This is a genomic window from Amycolatopsis sp. NPDC003865 (assembly GCF_053605345.1).
Window position 1 is genome coordinate 129,742 of record NZ_JBSGJA010000004.1, and the last position, 14,623, is coordinate 144,364.

A 14,623-nucleotide genomic window follows, 5' to 3' on the forward strand; every position below is an offset into this window, starting at 1 on the left:
CGAACCGCCTACTCGCCCAGCGCCACCAAACCGACCACCGCCGCGAACCGCCTACTCGCCCAGCGCCACCAAACCGACCACCGCCGCGAACCGCCTACTCGCCCAGCGCCACCAAACCGACCACCGCCGCGAACCGCCTACTCGCGCGGCACCGCCAAACCGACCACCGCCGCGAACCGCCTACTCGCGCAGCGCCACCAAACCGACCACCGCCGCGAACCGCCTACTTGCGCAGCGCCCGGATGATCGCCACCAAGCCGACCACCGCCGCGATCCCCAGCAGCACCGGTGCCACCCTCTTCAGCACCGACTGGCCCGCGTAGTCGAGCAAGTCGATCGCTTCCGTCTCCGGGGCCGCCGGGACGCTGCGCAGTGGCGGGCGGTCCGACGTCGCCGCCGGCGGCTTCGGGTCCGTGTTGATCTCCGCCGTCGTCGGGGCCGGTTTGACCGTCGGGGCCGGCTTGGCCACCGGCTCCGGCGTCGACGTCGGCTCGGGCGTCGGCACCGCGGCCACCGGTGACGGCGCGGGCTCGGCCGCCGGGGCCAGCTTGCCCGACAGGCACCCCGCGAACGTGTCCAGGATCTTGCCGCCCACCTCGCTGATCAGCCCGCGGCCGAACTGGGCCGGCTTGCCCGTGATCGACAGGTCGGTCGCCACCGCGCCGTGGGTTCCGCCGTCGGTCTCCGTCAGCGTCAACGTCACCGTCGCCGCCGCCGTGCCCGCTCCGCGGGAGTCCTTGCCCGAGGCCTTGATCGTCACCTTGTGGGCGGTGTCGTCCTTCTCCAGGAACTCGCCGTTGCCCTTGTACAGGAGGGAAATCGGCCCGAGCTTGACCTTCACCGTCCCGCTGAACTTGTCGCCCTCGACCTTCGTCAGCGTGGCGCCCGGCATGCACGGGGCGACGCGCTCGGGGTCGACGACCGCCTGCCAGACCTCGCCGATCGGTGCCGGGACGGTGAATTCGTGGTCGAGCCGCACGGGCCGACCTCCTTCCTGAAGACGACGGGTCCGGTGCCCACCCTAGCCGCCGCCGGAGCGACGGCCAGGGTGAAGCCTCAGGCTCCGGCCGCCGCCGCGATCGCGCGACCCGTCAGCACCTGGGCCAGGTGCCGGCGGTACTCGACGTCGGCGTTGCTGTCGACCGGCGGGTTCGTGCCCTCCGCCGCGTGCGAGGCCGCCGCCGCGATCGAGTCGGCCGACGCCTGCACGCCGACCAGCGCCGCTTCGACACCCGACGCCCGGACCGGCGTCGAGCCCATGTTCGTCAGCGCGACGCGCGCCTCCTCGATGACGCCCGCTTCGGTGCGGACGGTGACCGCGACCGCGACCATCGACCACGCCTGGGCGACCCGGTTGAACTTCTCGTAGTGCGCCCGCCACCCGGTGTGCTTGGGCACGCGGACCTCGACCAGCAGCTCGTCCGGCGCCAGCGCCGTCGTGAACAGGTCCTGGAAGAACTCCGCGGCCGGCACCGTCCGGCGTCCCGACGGCCCGGCGACCACCAGCGACGCGTCGAGCGCCAGCACCGGCGCCAGCAGGTCACCGGCCGGGTCGGCGTGCGCGATCGCGCCGCCCAGGGTTCCGCGGTGGCGGATCTGCGGGTCGGCGACGGTGTCGGTCGCCTCTTTGAGCAACGCGGCGTGCGAGGCGATCAGGGCGTCACGCTGCACGTCGTAGTGCGTGGTCATCGCGCCGATCACCAGGTCGTCGCCGTCCTCGCGCACGCCGCGCAGCTCCGCGACGCGCCCGAGGTCTACCAGCGTCGTCGGCGCGGCCAGCCGCATCCGCAGCACCGGCAGCAGGCTCTGCCCGCCCGCGATGACCTTGGCGTCCTCGCCCGCCGACGCCAGCGCCTGCACCGCTTCGTCCACTGTGGACGGGCGGACGTAGTCGAAGGGAGCCGGGATCACTGCGCACCTCCGGTGGCGTCGATGGAACCCAGACCGCCGCCCGCTTCGTCGCGGCCGGGGCCGCCCGCGTCGGTCGTGCCGTGCTGGATGGCGTGCCACACCCGCATCGGCGTCAACGGCATCTCGATGTCGTTCACGCCGAAGTGGCGCACCGCGTCGATCACCGCGTTGACCACCGCCGGGGTGGACGCGATGGTGCCCGCTTCGCCGACGCCCTTGGCGCCGAGCGGGTTGGTCGTCGACGGCGTTTCCGTGCGGTCGGTGGTGAACGACGGCAGGTCGGCCGCCGACGGCAGCAGGTAGTCGGCGAACGTGCCGGTGGTGAGCGTGCCGCTGTCGTCGTGTTCGGTGCCCTCGAACAGCGCCTGCGCGATGCCCTGCGCGAGCCCGCCGTGCACCTGGCCTTCGACGATCAGCGGGTTCACCGCGACCCCGACGTCGTCGACGCAGACGTACGAACGCAGCTTGATTCGGCCCGTCTCGGTGTCCACCTCGGCGGCGCACAGGTGCGTGCCGTGCGGGAACGAGAAGTTCTCCGGGTCGAACGTCGCGTCCGAGTCGAGCGACGGCTCGATCCCGTCGGGCAGGTTGTGCGCGAAGAACGTCGCGAGCGCGACATCGCCCATGGTCGTGGACGTGTCGGTGCCCTTGACCGTGAACTTCCCGCCGGCGAACTCGAGGTCGTCCTCGGCGCATTCCAGCAGGTGCGCCGCGATCGGCTTGGCCTTGGCGACCACCTTCTCCGCGGCCTTGACGACGGCGATGCCGCCGACGACCAGCGAGCGCGAGCCGTAGGTGTCCAAGCCCTTGTGCGACGACTGCGTGTCGCCGTGCAGGATCTCGACGTCCTCGAACGCGACGCCCAGCTGGTCGGCGACGATCTGGCTCCACGCCGTCTCGTGGCCCTGGCCGTGCGCCGACGCGCCCGTCGTGACCTCGACCTTGCCGGTGGGCAGCATCCGGATGGACGCGTACTCCCAGCCGCCGGCGCCGTAGTCGAGCGAGCCGAGCACCCGCGACGGCGCGAGCCCGCACATCTCGGTGAACGTCGAGATGCCGATGCCGAGCTGCACCTTGTCGCCGGACTCGCGGCGGCGCCGCTGTTCGGCGCGCAGGCCGTCGTAGTCGAAGAGCTGCTTGGCCTTGTCGGTGGCGGCCTCGTAGTTGCCGGAGTCGTAGGTCAGCCCGCACACGGTCGTGAACGGGAACTCTTCGTGCTTGATCCAGTTCTTTTCGCGCAGCTCCATCGGGTCCATGCCGAGCTCGACGGCGAGCTCGTCCATGATCCGCTCGATCGCGAACGTGGCCTCCGGGCGGCCGGCGCCGCGGTAGGCGTCGGTCAGCGTCGTCGTCGTGTACACGTTGGTGCACGCGAAGTGGTACGCCGGGATCTTGTAGATCGCGTTGAACATGAACGCGCCGAGGATCGGCACGCCCGGGCCGACCAGGCCGTTGTACGCGCCGAGGTTGGCGAGCAGTTCGACCTTGAGGCCGGTGACCTGGCCGTCGCGCGTCGCCGAGATGGTGATGTCCTGGATCTGGTCACGGCCGTGGTGCGCGGCGAGCATCGTCTCCGACCGCGTCTCGTTCCACTTAACCGGCTTGTCGAGCTTCTGCGCGACCAGCAGCGCCATCATCTCTTCCGGCAGGACGCCGATCTTGCCGCCGAAGCCGCCGCCGACATCCGGGGCGATCACGCGCAGCTTGTGCTCGGGGATGCCCAGCGTCAGCGCCGACATCACGCGCAGGATGTGCGGGACCTGCGTGGCCGCCCACACGGTGATCTGCGCGCCGGTCGGGTCGACGACGCAGGCGCGCGGCTCCATGAACGCGGGGACGAGCCGCTGCTGGCGGAACCGGCGCTTGAGCACGACCTCCGACGAGCTGATCGCGTCCTCGACGTTGCCGCCGGTGCCGGCCTCGGCCGAGTCGAACTTCCAGACCGCGTTCGTGTTGGTGCCGAGTTCCTCGTGGACCAGCGCGGCGCCGTCGGCGATGGCGGCTTCCATGTCCAGGACGACCGGGAGCTCGTCGTACTCGACGTCGATCTCCTCGAGCGCGTCGTGCGCCTCGGCCGACGATCGCGCGACGACGACCGCGACGCCCTCGCCGGCGAAGTTGACCCGGTCGGCGGCGAGCACGGGACGGCGAGGCGCCTTCATGTCCGGCGTGATCGGCCACGCGCAGGGCATGCCGATCGCGCCGTCCGGGTCGAGGTCCTTGCCGGTGTAGACGGCGATGACACCCGGCGCGCCCTTGGCCGCCGACGTGTCGATCGAAACGATCTTGGCGTGCGCGAACGGGCTGCGCAGGACCGCCATGTGCAGCATGCCGGGCAGCGTGAGGTTGTCGGTCCAGCGGGTACGGCCGGTGATCAGCCGCTCGTCCTCCTTGCGGCGGCGGGACTTGCCGACCTCCGGTTCGATCGTCGCGGTCATCAGTCACCACCCACGCCGACGTGCTTGGTCTCGGCGATGCGCTCGGCTTCGGGTCCGGCGCCGGGGCTCATGTGCTGGGCGGCGTCGCGGACCGCGCGGACGATGTTCTGGTAGCCGGTGCAGCGGCAGAGGTTGCCTTCGAGGCCTTCGCGGACGGCTTGCTCGTCCGGGTCCGGGTTGTCGGCCAGGAGGTCGATCGACTGCATGATCATGCCGGGGGTGCAGAACCCGCACTGCAGCGCGTGGTTGTCGTTGAAGGCTTTCTGCACCGGGTGCAGCTGCCCGTCGCGGGCGAGGCCTTCGATGGTGGTGACCTCGCAGCCGTCGGCCTGCACGGCCAGGACGGAGCAGGACTTCACGCTGTGGCCGTCCAGGTGGACGGTGCAGGCGCCGCAGTTGCTGGTGTCGCAGCCGACGACGGTGCCGACCTTGCCGAGTTTTTCGCGCAGGTGGTGCACGAGCAGGGTGCGGGGCTCGACTTCGTCGGTGTACTTCGTCCCGTCGACGGTGACGGTGATGCGCATCAGGCCTCCAAAAGCCGGTTCGGGAACGGCCTGCCCGACCGTGATCGGGCTCACAGACTCCCGAGCGTGCTACGCGACCTTCGCGCGGACAAGTCCTGATGTCACACGTTCAACTACCTGTTCCGCAGCTGCGTCTTTCTCGTGCGAAGAAAGCCGCATCTGCGGAAGTCCGGATGGGTGAACTTTTGTGGGCCACCTGGCCTATCAGCCGTGGATGCGTCCAGAGAGCTCCGCGAGGCGTTTTCCGCCGCCGCCCCACCGCAGCGCGATGATTTCCGCGGCGATCGACACGGCCGTCTCTTCCGGGGTCCGCGCGCCGAGGTCGAGACCGATCGGCGAGGACAGCCTGTCCAGCTCCGCCTCGGTGATCCCGGCTTCGCGCAGGCGGGCGAAGCGGTCGTCGTGCGTCTTGCGGGAGCCCATCGCGCCGACGTAGCCGACGTCCAGGCGCAGCGCGACCTCGAGCAGCGGCACGTCGAACTTCGGGTCGTGGGTCAGCACCGCGATCGCCGTGCGCTGGTCGATCCGGCCGGCGTCGGCTTCGGCCTGCAGGTAGCGGTGCGGCCAGTCGACGACGACGTCGTGCGCGTCCGGGAAGCGGCTGGTGGTGGCGAACACCGGCCGCGCGTCGCAGACAGTGACCTGGTAGCCGAGGTAGGCGCCCATGCGGGCCATCGCGGCGGCGAAGTCGATCGCGCCGAAGACGAGCAGCCGGGGCGGCGGCTCGAAGGAGTTGACGAACACCGCCATGCCCTCGCCGCGGCGCTGCCCGTCCGGGCCGTAGTGCAGGGTGCCGGTGCGGCCGCTGGCGAGCAGGCCGCGCGCGTCGTCGGCGACCGCGTCGTCCATCCGCGACGACCCCAGCGAGCCCGCGGTGCGGTCCGGCCAGACGATCATGTGCTCGCCGACCAGGCCTTCCTGCTCGTGTTCGATGATCGTGACGACCGCGACGGGCTCGCCGCCGCGCACCGACGCGACCACGTCGCCGAGCTCCGGCATCGACGCGCGGTCGACGTGCTCGACGTAGATGTCGATGATCCCGCCGCAGGTCAGGCCAACCGCGAAGGCGTCGTCGTCGGTGACGCCGTAGCGCTGCAGGACGGGTTTGCGCTCGGCGACGACCTCCTGCGCGAGCTCGTAGACCGCGCCTTCGACGCAGCCGCCGGACACGCTGCCGGCGACGGTCCCGTCGGGGGCGACGACCATGGCGGCGCCGGGCGCGCGCGGCGCCGACGAGAAGGTCGCGACCACGGTGCCGAGTCCGACGGTTTCGCCGTCGGACCAGCGGCGGAACACGTCGTCGAGTACGTCACGCATCGGCAATCTCCCGGAGCAGTCGTTCCAAGGTGGCCAGGGTGTGCCCGGCCAGGAGCCGGTCGATGTGGGGCAGCGCGGCCACGATGCCCGACTGGACCGGAGCGTAGCCCGCACGGCCGGCGTGCGGATTCACCCAGAATACGGCGTGCGCGAGCCGGCGCAGGTGGGCGAGCTGCTCGCCGAGCAGGCCGGTGTCGCCGCGTTCCCAGCCGTCGGAGAAGACGGTGACGACGGCGCGGCGCGCGACCCCGCGCCGGCCCCAGCGGTCGAGGAAGGCCTGAAGCGTCTCGCCGAGCCGGGTGCCGCCGGCGAAGTCGGGTACCGCCGAGCCCGCGGCGAGCATGGCGCGTTCGGGGTCGCGTTGCCGCAGCTGGCGCGAGACCCGCGTGAGGCGCGTACCGAGGGTGAAGACCTCGACGGACTGGGGCGCGGACCGGGTCAGGACGTGGGCGAACCGCAGCAGCGAGTCGGCGTAGGGCGACATCGAGCCCGAGACGTCGATGAGCAGCACGACCCGCCGCGGCCGGCTGCCACGGCGGACGTGCGCGAGCTTCACGGGTTCACCGCCGCCGGCGAGCATGGCGCGCAGGGTCCGCGAGGGATCGAGCCGCCCCCGGCGCGCGGGGGTCTTGCGCGCGGCCGGCCGTTTCGGGGGGACGGGCTTCAGGGTGGCGAGGAGTTCCCGGAGGTGTTCGCGTTCGGCGGTGGTGAGGGCGGCGAGATCGCGGTGCCGCAGGACTTCCTGAGCGCTGGCGGCGACTTTGAGCTGGTCAGGGGCATCGTCGCCGGCGCCGTCACCACCGTCGGCGTCGACCAGCGGCGCGATGCGTGCCTGCTTGGGCGAGGCGCTTTTCGCGCGTTGCGGCGCGGTCGTTTCGATGGCGAACCACTGGCTGAAGGCTTCTTCGTAGCAGGGGAGGTCATCAGGGCTGGAGCAGAGGGTGAGCCGCCCGGCCCAGTAGAGCTGGGTGGGTTCGGCGACATCGATCTCACCGACGGCGGCCAGGTAGGCCTGGACGCGGTGGGCGTCGCAGGCAACCCCGGCTTCGCGCAAGGCGGCGGCGAACCCGGCGTACCCGGCGACGGGATCGGCGGCGGTCATGACTCCATTGTGCGCTCACCCGGCGAGGAGGGCTCGCCTGTGGACGTGCGGGGCCGCTCTGTGGACAGGCGCCCGGCGGGCACCGGAAACTGTCGGTGCCCTCGGGTAGCGTGGAAAACGGGGGCTGCCGGCTGCGGTTTTGGCGGTGTTGTGCCGTTGCGCGCGCACTCACGGACCTGTCAGCGTGGTGGTTTCGGTGTCCCGGCGAGGATTCGAACCTCGGACCTCGGCGTTCGTAGCGCCGCGCTCTGTCCTGCTGAGCTACCGGGACGGGGCGGTCTGCGCGCACGCCCCTCCCCGGGCGGGCGCAGACCGCGCTCTTCGCCGCGGCCGACCCGAGGTAGCGAGGGGTGGGCGCGAAGAGCCTTCAGGAAGATTCAGCGAACGGCACGGGAGATCGTGCCGCATCGGTTCACTTGCCGGTTCACGATCTCCTCCTCTCGGTGGCGGTTCCCGCTGTACTGGGAAAAGGATGCCGGAGCCCGGTGCGTCGGGCAACGCATTTAATCCTCGTCCTTTGTGGACTGTCAGGCGGTGAAGCCCGGGACGATGTTCGCGCAGCCGCGACGCCGCGCCACGTCGTTGTCCGCCAGCACCGGTGGCAGCGCACGCTGGGCGAACGCCTGCAATTCGGCGAGCTTCGCGTCGTTCACCAGGTCGCGGCGAACGTAGTACGCGGCTTGGTTCTTCGCTTCGTTCCGGACGAAGATCGTCGCGTAGTCGCGCTCGAACCGCGGATCCCGGTCGAACTGCAGGGTGCTGCTCCACGAGCCGACGAAGACGATCAGTTCGGGCTTCGCCGTCGTGAAGACGTAGTCCCGCAGGCCGGCGAAGTCGGCGACGTGCAGGTAGTCCGCGATCGGGGCGTCGCCGAGCCCGGCGAGGTCGAGCAGCCGGAGCCGGCTGCCCAGCGCCGTGCCGCCGAGGTCGATCACGCCGGCCGACGCCGTGCCGGGCAGCCGCAGGATGTCCGCGAACCCGTTGATCGCGGTGTCGTCCCGCTCGGCGACGGCGCACATCGCCGTCTTCACGTCGGCGCGGTACTTCGTGCCCTGCTCGTAGTAGCCGCCGATCGCGCTGACCGACGCGGCCACGAGCAGGCAGGCCAGCACGACGCGGGCACGCACCCGGACCTCGGCGAAGGTCTCGACGACCGCGATCGCGCCGGCGAGGGCGCCGACCGTCCAGACCGGCGTCGCGAACCGCAGGTGCCCCATCCAGTCGTACTCGAGCACGATGAACGCGGCGAAGGCCAAGCCGAGCGGAACCAGCAACGCGATCAGCCCGACGCGCAGCCGTCCCGGCTTGAGCAGCAGCACGGCCAGGCAACCCACGACGACGGCCACGAGCAGCCAGCCCGCGTAGGACACGATTTCGCCGGGCCGCGCGAGGTCGGCGAGGGCGGGCGGTTCCTGGCCCTTCGCGATCGCGGTGTTGGGCAGCAGGCGGCCGAACTCGAACCAGCGGTAGCCGACGTACGCGCCGAAGGGCAGGACGAACGCGACGACCGAGACGGCCACCGCGCGGACGCTGCGGGCGAGCGCGGCCCGCTTGAGGAAGACGGCGACGGCGATCGGGTACGCGCCCGCGTAGACGATGCCATCGGGGCGGGTGAGCGCGGCGAGCATGGCGATCACGCCGGCGCCGATCGCGACGCGGTGCGTCAGCAGGCTGCCGCTCAGCACCGACCGCAGGAGGAGCACGGCCAGCGCGGCGACGGTCAACGCGTAGAAGGAGTTCTCCAGACCGGAAAAGCACCAGATCACGAACGACGGGTTGGCGGCGAGCGCGGCCCCGGCGACGAAGGTGACGAGCGCCGGCCGGCGGGTGAGCGCTTTCGCGCCGGCGTGGAACAGGACCAGGACGCCGGCGCAGCAGGCCAGGGCCAGCGCTTTCGGGAAGAGGATCTGGTCGGAGACACCGAAGAGCGTCCCGTGGTCGAACAGGCCGGCCAGCTTGCCGAGGGCGAGCAGGAGCATCCACGTGGGGTTGGAGTAGCCCTCGACCGGCGCCACGCCGGGCTGGAGCACCGGTCCGAGCCCGTCGGCGACGTTGCGCGAGTAGGCGAAGGTGATGGCGGCGTCGTCGATCAGCCAGTGGCCGTAGAACGAGGCGTGCACGGCGATCAGCGCGGTGCCGCCCAGGACGGCCGCCACGGCGGCGAGCCGGGCCGGCCACCGGCGCCGGGCGGTCGCCTCGGAATCCGCTTCCGGCTTCGTCGCCGGTCTCGCTTCGGTCGTCTCCACCGCGCTCATGCCCCGGGCCCTCCCGTGCCTTCGGATGCCTCGAGCCGGTCAGGCGAACAAGGCGTCGAGCTTGGCCCGTACCCGGTCGAGGTCTTCGCTGTACTTCAAGACAGCTCCGAGCGTTCGCGCCGCCGTCGCCGCGTCCAGCTCGTCCCGCTGCAGAGCCAGCAGGGCTCTCGCCCAGTCGAGTGACTCCGCTACTCCTGGTGGCTTCAGCAGGTCCATTTCGCGGAGTCGATGCACCGCTTCAGCGATCTGCCGAGCCAACACTTCCCCTATTAGGGGGATCCTACGGCGCAGGATCGTGACCTCTCGCGCCAGGTCGGGGTGTTCCAGCCAGTGGTACAGGCAACGGCGCTTGAGGGCGTCGTGCACCTCGCGGGTGCGGTTCGACGTCAGCACCACCAGCGGCGGCTGTTCGGCGCGGACCTCGCCGTACTCGGGGATCGTCACGGCGTGTTCGTCGAGCAGCTGGAGGAGGAAGGCCTCGAACTCGTCGTCGGCGCGGTCGATCTCGTCGACGAGCAACACGCACGGCGCCGTGATCAGGGCCTGCAGCAGGGGGCGCGCGAGCAGGAAGCGTTCGGTGTAGAGCGAGCGTTCGGCGGTTTCGACGTCGACGCGCCCGTCGCCGGCGGCTTCCAGGGCGCGCAGGTGCAGGAGCTGGCGGGGGAAGTCCCACTCGTAGAGGGCTTGGGCGGCGTCGATGCCTTCGTGGCACTGGAGGCGCACGAGCGGGCGGTCGAGCGCCGTCGCCAGCGCGATGGCGAGCGACGTCTTGCCGGTGCCGGGTTCGCCCTCGCAGAAGAGCGGGCGGCCCATCCGGAGCGCGAGGAAGCCGGCGGTGGCGAGCCCGTCGTCGGCGAGGTAACCGGTCGCGTCCAGCGCGGCGGCAAGTTCTTCAGGCGAGGCGAGCGAGTCCGTCACAGTGTCGATCGTAGGCGGCGCGCTGGTCACCGGCCGGGCAGATCGGCCCGGCGGTCGACGTCGCGGCCGCTGCCGAGGTCGCCGCACTCGACGAGCTTCAGGTCGGGCCGGGTCGACAGCCAGTCCCGGGCACCGCGGTCGCCTCGGGCGGACTCGGCGATTTCCGGCCACCAGCGGCGGCCGAGGAGGACGGGGTGGCCGGGGACGCCGTCGTAGGCGGCGCGGGCGACGGTCTCGGTGGTGGCGCCCGCGGCGACGCGGGTGAGGATGCCGGCGCCGACCCACGGCAGGTCGACGAGGTGGACCAGGGCCGCGACCGGGCCGGGTTGTGCGGAGAGCGCGGCCAGACCGGCTTTGAGGGAGGCGCCCATGCCGGTTTCCCAACCGTCGGCGAAGACGGCTTGACCGGGATCGGGCAGGAGGGCGCGCACCTGCTCGGCGGCGGCGCCGAGCACGACGCGGACGGGATCGCAGCCGGCGGCGGAGAGGGTGGCGAGCGCGCGGAGGACGAGAGGCCGGCCATCGAGTTCGGCGAGGGCTTTGGGACCGCCGAACCGTCGCCCAGCCCCGGCGGCGAGCAGCAGGCCGGCGACCGGCGGGGTGGCCGCGGTCATCGGGACACCGGCTTGCCGGCGGCGAGGAGCGGGCCGGCCGGCGGCGGAGTGGCCGCCGTCATCGGCACACCGGCTTGCTGGCGGCGAACAGCAGGCCGCCGACCGGCGAGGCACCAGCGGTCATCGGCGCCCCCGCTTCCTGGCGGCGGGTCGATGGCCGGCAACCAGCGATGCGGCTGGGGTTGTCTGCACGCCGATCACCGTGACCTCCCGGCTCGTTTCTGCTCAGCCATGGGCTCGGCCGGTGGCGCTGATCGCCAGGTCCGCTTCTATCGCCCGGGCCGTCTCCAGCAGTGGGGGCACCAAGTCCCTCTCCACCGACTCCGCCGTTGTGCGGCTCGCGTGCGTTGACAGGTTCACCGCCGCCGCCACTCGGCCTCTGCGGTCGTGGATCGGGGCCGCCACCGAACGGAGGCCCTCCTCCAGCTCCTGGTCGACCATGGCCCAGCCCTGGTCCCTCACCTTGGCCAGCTCCTCGCGGAGGCGGGCGGGGGCGGTGACCGTGCGGTCCGTCAGGCGGTCGAGCTTCGCCACCACGAAGTACGCCTCCAGCTCCGCCTTGCTCAGGCCGGCCAGCAGGACGTGCCCCATCGACGTCGCGTACGCCGGGAAGCGGGTTCCCACGTTGATGCTCACCGTCATGATGCGGGAGACCGCCACCCGGGCCACGTAGACGATGTCCGTCCCCTCCAGGACCGACACCGAGCTGGACTCGTGCACCCCCGCCGACAGGTGCTCCAGGTGCGGTTGCGCCACCTCCGGCAGCGTCATGCTCGACAGGTACGAGTACCCCAGCTCCAGCACGCGGGCCGTGAGGGAGAAGTACTTTCCGTCGGTGCGGACGTAGCCCAGGTCGGCCAGGGTCAGGAGGAACCGGCGGGCCGCGGCCCGGGTCAGGCCCGTCGACCGGGCCACGTCGCTCAGGGTCAGCTCCGCCGCGTCCGCGTGGAACGCCTTGATCACCGCCAGCCCGCGCTCGAGCGACTGCACGTGGTGGGCACCGCGGTGCGCCGGTTCGGTGTCGACCTCGGCTTCGATGTGCCTCCCCACGTCCATGACCGCACCCTATCCGGCGTCGGCGGGGCGAGCGGTCGGCTCGCCGAGCTCGGCCAGGGTGCGCTGGGCGATGGCGAACGCCGCGTTCGCCGCCGGCGCGCCCGCGTAGACCGCCGTGTGGAGCAGGACTTCGCTGATCTCCGCCGCCGTCAGGCCGTTGCGGACCGCGGCGCGGACGTGCATCGCCAGCTCGTTGTGCGCCTGCAGCGCCGTCAGCGCCGCGAGCGTGACGCAGCTGCGCGTCCGGCGGTCCAGGCCGTCGCGGGCCCAGACCGAGCCCCACGCGCCTTCGGTGATGTAGTCCTGGAACGGGCGGCTGAAGTCCGTCGTGCCCGCGACCGCGCGGTCTACGTGCTCGTCGCCGAGGACCTCGCGCCGCACCTTCATGCCCTGCTCGTGGCGGTCGGTCACACTCGCTCCAGGTGGTTCAGGATCAGCCGGGTGAACTCCTCGGGCCGCTCGTAGCTGCCCAGGTGCGCCGCGTCCGCGACGACTTCCAGGCGCGCGCCGGGGATGCCCGCCGCGATCAGGTCGGCGTGGCCTTCCGGTGGGGTGGCCGGGTCTTCCGCGCCCGCGATGACCAGCGTGGGGGCGGCGATCTTCGGCAGCGCGTCGAGCTGGTCCATCCGCTCGATCGCGCCGCAGCAGGCCGCGTAGCCCTCGGCCGGGACCCCGGCGATCATCGATCGCAGGAACGCGGCGCGGTCCGGGTGGCGCTCGGCGTATGCCGGGGTCAGCCAGCGGGCGACGCCGGCCTCGGCCACCGCGGCGGTGCCCTCGGCGCGGACCTTGGCGGCCCGGTCGGCCCACATCCGTGGCGGCCCCAGTTTCGCCGAGGTGCAGCACAGCACCAGGCTCGCGACGCGGTCGGGCGCGTGGGTGCCGAGCCACATGCCGGTCATCGCGCCGAGCGACAGACCGACCAGGTGCGCCCGCGTGACCTCGAGGTCGTCGAGCAGCGCCAGGACGTCGGCCCCCAGGTCCTCGATTTCGTACGGACCGGGCGGCACCGGCGAGGCGCCGTGCCCGCGGGTGTCGTAGCGGACCACCCGGAAGCCGCGCTCGAGCAGCGGCACGACGTGCGGCTCCCACATCCGGACGTCGCTGCCGAGCGACCCGCCGAACACCACCACCGGAGCGTCCTCCGGGCCTTCCACGACCCGGTGCACCCGCACGGCGCCCACGTTCCCACCTCCGTTCATACGGCGAAGAACACCGTCTCTCCTTCGCCCTGCAGCCGCACGTCGAAGCGGTAGCCGTCTTCGGTCTTGGCGGCGATCAGCGTGCCGCGGCGCTCCTCCGGCACCGTCGCCAGCACCGGGTCCGCGGCGTTGTCCTGGTCTTCGAAGTAGATCCGCGTGACGACCCGGTTGAGCAGGCCGCGGGCGAACACCGAGACGTCGATGTGGCGGGCCTGCGTGGCGCCGTGCTCCCCCGGCACCGGGCCCGGCAGCAGCGTCAGGATCCCGTACGTGCCGTCGGTCTCCGTCGGGCAGCGGCCGAAGCCGCGGAACTCGCCGGACGCCTCGCCGCGCGGGTCGTCCGGGTGGCGGAAGCCGCCGCCGGGGTCGGCCTGCCACGTCTCGATCATGGCGTCCGGGACCGGATCGCCGTTGCCGTCGCGGACGGTGCCGCGGATCCAGAACGCGCCGGGCGTGCCCTCGGGCACCACGTGCGGGCCGTCCGGCCAGGGCAGCCCGATCGACAGGTACGGGCCGACGGTCTGCGACGGGGTGGGCAGCAGCTCGGTCATTCGTCCTCGTCCTCTTCCTCTTCGAACACCGACGCGTCGCGCCCGCGCAGCACGATGTCGAACTGGAACCCGAGTGCCCATTCGGCCTGCGTGATCTCGTGGTCGTAGCGGGAGACCATGCGCTGCCGGGCCTTCTCGTCCGGGATCGAGTTGAAGATCGGGTCCTGGTAGAAGAGCGGGTCGTCCGGGAAGTACATCTGGGTGACCAGCCGCTGGGTGAACGCCGAGCCGAACACCGAGAAGTGGATGTGCGCGGGGCGCCAGGCGTTGTCGTGGTTCTTCCACGGGTACGCGCCGGGCTTGATGGTGGTGAACGTGTAGCGGCCGTCGCTGTCGGTCAGAGTGCGCCCGACGCCGGTGAAGTTCGGGTCGAGCGGCGACGGCCAGCGGTCGCCGGTGTGGCGGTAGCGGCCGCCGGCGTTCGCCTGCCAGATCTCGACGAGCGAGTCGCGCACCGGGCGGCCGTCGCCGTCGAGGAGGCGGCCGGTGACGATGATCCGCTGGCCCTGCGGTTCGCCCTCGTGCTGGCGGGTGAGGTCGTTGTCGTGCTCGCCGAGACGGCCGGGGCCGAGCAGCGGGCCGGTGACCTCGGTCAGCATCTGCGGCAGCAGGACGAGGTCCTGCTTCGGGTGCCGCAACGCCGTCGAGCGGTAGCCGGTGAAGCCGAGTGGCGGGTGGGTGCCTTCGGGTTCCCGCCCGTAGCGCGGCAGCCTGAGTTCGGTCGGAGTGCTCACG

The 14,623-nt window shown here is 71.9% G+C and carries 14 protein-coding genes and 1 tRNA gene; all 15 read right to left on the reverse strand.

Going from position 1 to position 14,623, the window contains the following annotated elements; genetic code table 11:
- Nucleotides 1-223: 223 nt before the first annotated feature.
- The 15 genes from ACWEVP_RS12190 to pcaH all read right to left on the reverse strand — a co-directional run bounded on the left by ACWEVP_RS12190 (nt 224) and on the right by pcaH (nt 14,622).
- Nucleotides 224-979 carry an SRPBCC domain-containing protein gene (locus tag ACWEVP_RS12190; RefSeq protein WP_452062596.1) on the reverse strand — a complete coding sequence of 252 codons (756 nt, stop codon included), beginning with the start codon at nt 977-979 and terminating at the stop codon, nt 224-226.
- Between the two features lie 77 nt (nt 980-1,056).
- Nucleotides 1,057-1,911: an FAD binding domain-containing protein gene (locus ACWEVP_RS12195; protein WP_452062597.1), complete on the reverse strand. Its 855-nt coding sequence runs from the start codon at nt 1,909-1,911 to the stop codon at nt 1,057-1,059.
- A complete protein-coding gene (locus ACWEVP_RS12200) occupies nt 1,908-4,349 on the reverse strand; it encodes a xanthine dehydrogenase family protein molybdopterin-binding subunit (protein ID WP_452062598.1) in 2,442 nt (813 codons plus the stop codon). Before ACWEVP_RS12200 ends, ACWEVP_RS12195 begins: the two co-directional genes overlap by 4 nt.
- Nucleotides 4,349-4,873, reverse strand: a complete 525-nt coding sequence (locus ACWEVP_RS12205; RefSeq protein ID WP_372670547.1) for a (2Fe-2S)-binding protein — start codon at nt 4,871-4,873, stop codon at nt 4,349-4,351. The genes ACWEVP_RS12200 and ACWEVP_RS12205 overlap by 1 nt, the downstream gene beginning before the upstream one ends.
- 204 nt (nt 4,874-5,077) lie before the next feature.
- Complete coding sequence (locus ACWEVP_RS12210; RefSeq protein ID WP_452062599.1) at nt 5,078-6,190, reverse strand: XdhC family protein; 1,113 nt, start codon at nt 6,188-6,190, stop codon at nt 5,078-5,080.
- Nucleotides 6,183-7,292 carry a vWA domain-containing protein gene (locus ACWEVP_RS12215; protein WP_452062600.1) on the reverse strand — a complete coding sequence of 370 codons (1,110 nt, stop codon included), beginning with the start codon at nt 7,290-7,292 and terminating at the stop codon, nt 6,183-6,185. Before ACWEVP_RS12215 ends, ACWEVP_RS12210 begins: the two co-directional genes overlap by 8 nt.
- 197 nt (nt 7,293-7,489) lie before the next feature.
- Nucleotides 7,490-7,563 (reverse strand) — tRNA-Arg (locus ACWEVP_RS12220).
- A gap of 256 nt (nt 7,564-7,819) precedes the next feature.
- Entirely contained in the window at nt 7,820-9,547 is a 1,728-nt protein-coding gene (locus ACWEVP_RS12225) for a hypothetical protein (RefSeq protein WP_452062601.1), read from the reverse strand.
- 39 nt (nt 9,548-9,586) lie between these two features.
- Complete coding sequence (locus tag ACWEVP_RS12230; protein ID WP_452062602.1) at nt 9,587-10,465, reverse strand: AAA family ATPase; 879 nt, start codon at nt 10,463-10,465, stop codon at nt 9,587-9,589.
- A gap of 26 nt (nt 10,466-10,491) precedes the next feature.
- Nucleotides 10,492-11,079, reverse strand: a complete 588-nt coding sequence (locus ACWEVP_RS12235) for a nucleotidyltransferase family protein (RefSeq protein ID WP_452062603.1) — start codon at nt 11,077-11,079, stop codon at nt 10,492-10,494.
- A 225-nt stretch (nt 11,080-11,304) separates the two neighbouring features.
- Nucleotides 11,305-12,135, reverse strand: a complete 831-nt coding sequence (locus ACWEVP_RS12240; RefSeq protein ID WP_452062604.1) for an IclR family transcriptional regulator domain-containing protein — start codon at nt 12,133-12,135, stop codon at nt 11,305-11,307.
- Between the two features lie 9 nt (nt 12,136-12,144).
- Nucleotides 12,145-12,546, reverse strand: coding sequence for a 4-carboxymuconolactone decarboxylase (gene pcaC, locus ACWEVP_RS12245; RefSeq protein WP_372670541.1), 402 nt, complete (start codon nt 12,544-12,546; stop codon nt 12,145-12,147).
- The gene (pcaD, locus tag ACWEVP_RS12250; RefSeq protein ID WP_452062605.1) at nt 12,543-13,319 is read right to left on the reverse strand and encodes a 3-oxoadipate enol-lactonase; all 777 of its coding nucleotides are present in this window, start codon (nt 13,317-13,319) and stop codon (nt 12,543-12,545) included. The genes pcaC and pcaD overlap by 4 nt, the downstream gene beginning before the upstream one ends.
- Nucleotides 13,320-13,333: 14 nt before the next feature.
- Entirely contained in the window at nt 13,334-13,888 is a 555-nt protein-coding gene (gene pcaG, locus ACWEVP_RS12255; protein ID WP_452062606.1) for a protocatechuate 3,4-dioxygenase subunit alpha, read from the reverse strand.
- Nucleotides 13,885-14,622, reverse strand: coding sequence for a protocatechuate 3,4-dioxygenase subunit beta (pcaH, locus tag ACWEVP_RS12260; RefSeq protein WP_452062607.1), 738 nt, complete (start codon nt 14,620-14,622; stop codon nt 13,885-13,887). The genes pcaG and pcaH overlap by 4 nt, the downstream gene beginning before the upstream one ends.
- Nucleotide 14,623 lies beyond the last annotated feature (1 nt).

What these genes read in the sequence shown, in the direction of transcription:
- ACWEVP_RS12200 (WP_452062598.1), bottom strand. Translation starts at nt 4,349, where the DNA reads ATGACCGCGACGATCGAACCGGAGGTCGGCAAGTCCCGCCGCCGCAAG.
- ACWEVP_RS12235 (WP_452062603.1), bottom strand. Translation starts at nt 11,079, where the DNA reads ATGACCGCGGCCACCCCGCCGGTCGCCGGCCTGCTGCTCGCCGCCGGG.
- ACWEVP_RS12205 (WP_372670547.1), bottom strand. Translation starts at nt 4,873, where the DNA reads ATGCGCATCACCGTCACCGTCGACGGGACGAAGTACACCGACGAAGTC.
- ACWEVP_RS12240 (WP_452062604.1), bottom strand. Translation starts at nt 12,135, where the DNA reads ATGGACGTGGGGAGGCACATCGAAGCCGAGGTCGACACCGAACCGGCG.
- ACWEVP_RS12225 (WP_452062601.1), bottom strand. Translation starts at nt 9,547, where the DNA reads ATGAGCGCGGTGGAGACGACCGAAGCGAGACCGGCGACGAAGCCGGAA.
- ACWEVP_RS12215 (WP_452062600.1), bottom strand. Translation starts at nt 7,292, where the DNA reads ATGACCGCCGCCGATCCCGTCGCCGGGTACGCCGGGTTCGCCGCCGCC.
- ACWEVP_RS12210 (WP_452062599.1), bottom strand. Translation starts at nt 6,190, where the DNA reads ATGCGTGACGTACTCGACGACGTGTTCCGCCGCTGGTCCGACGGCGAA.
- pcaG (WP_452062606.1), bottom strand. Translation starts at nt 13,888, where the DNA reads ATGACCGAGCTGCTGCCCACCCCGTCGCAGACCGTCGGCCCGTACCTG.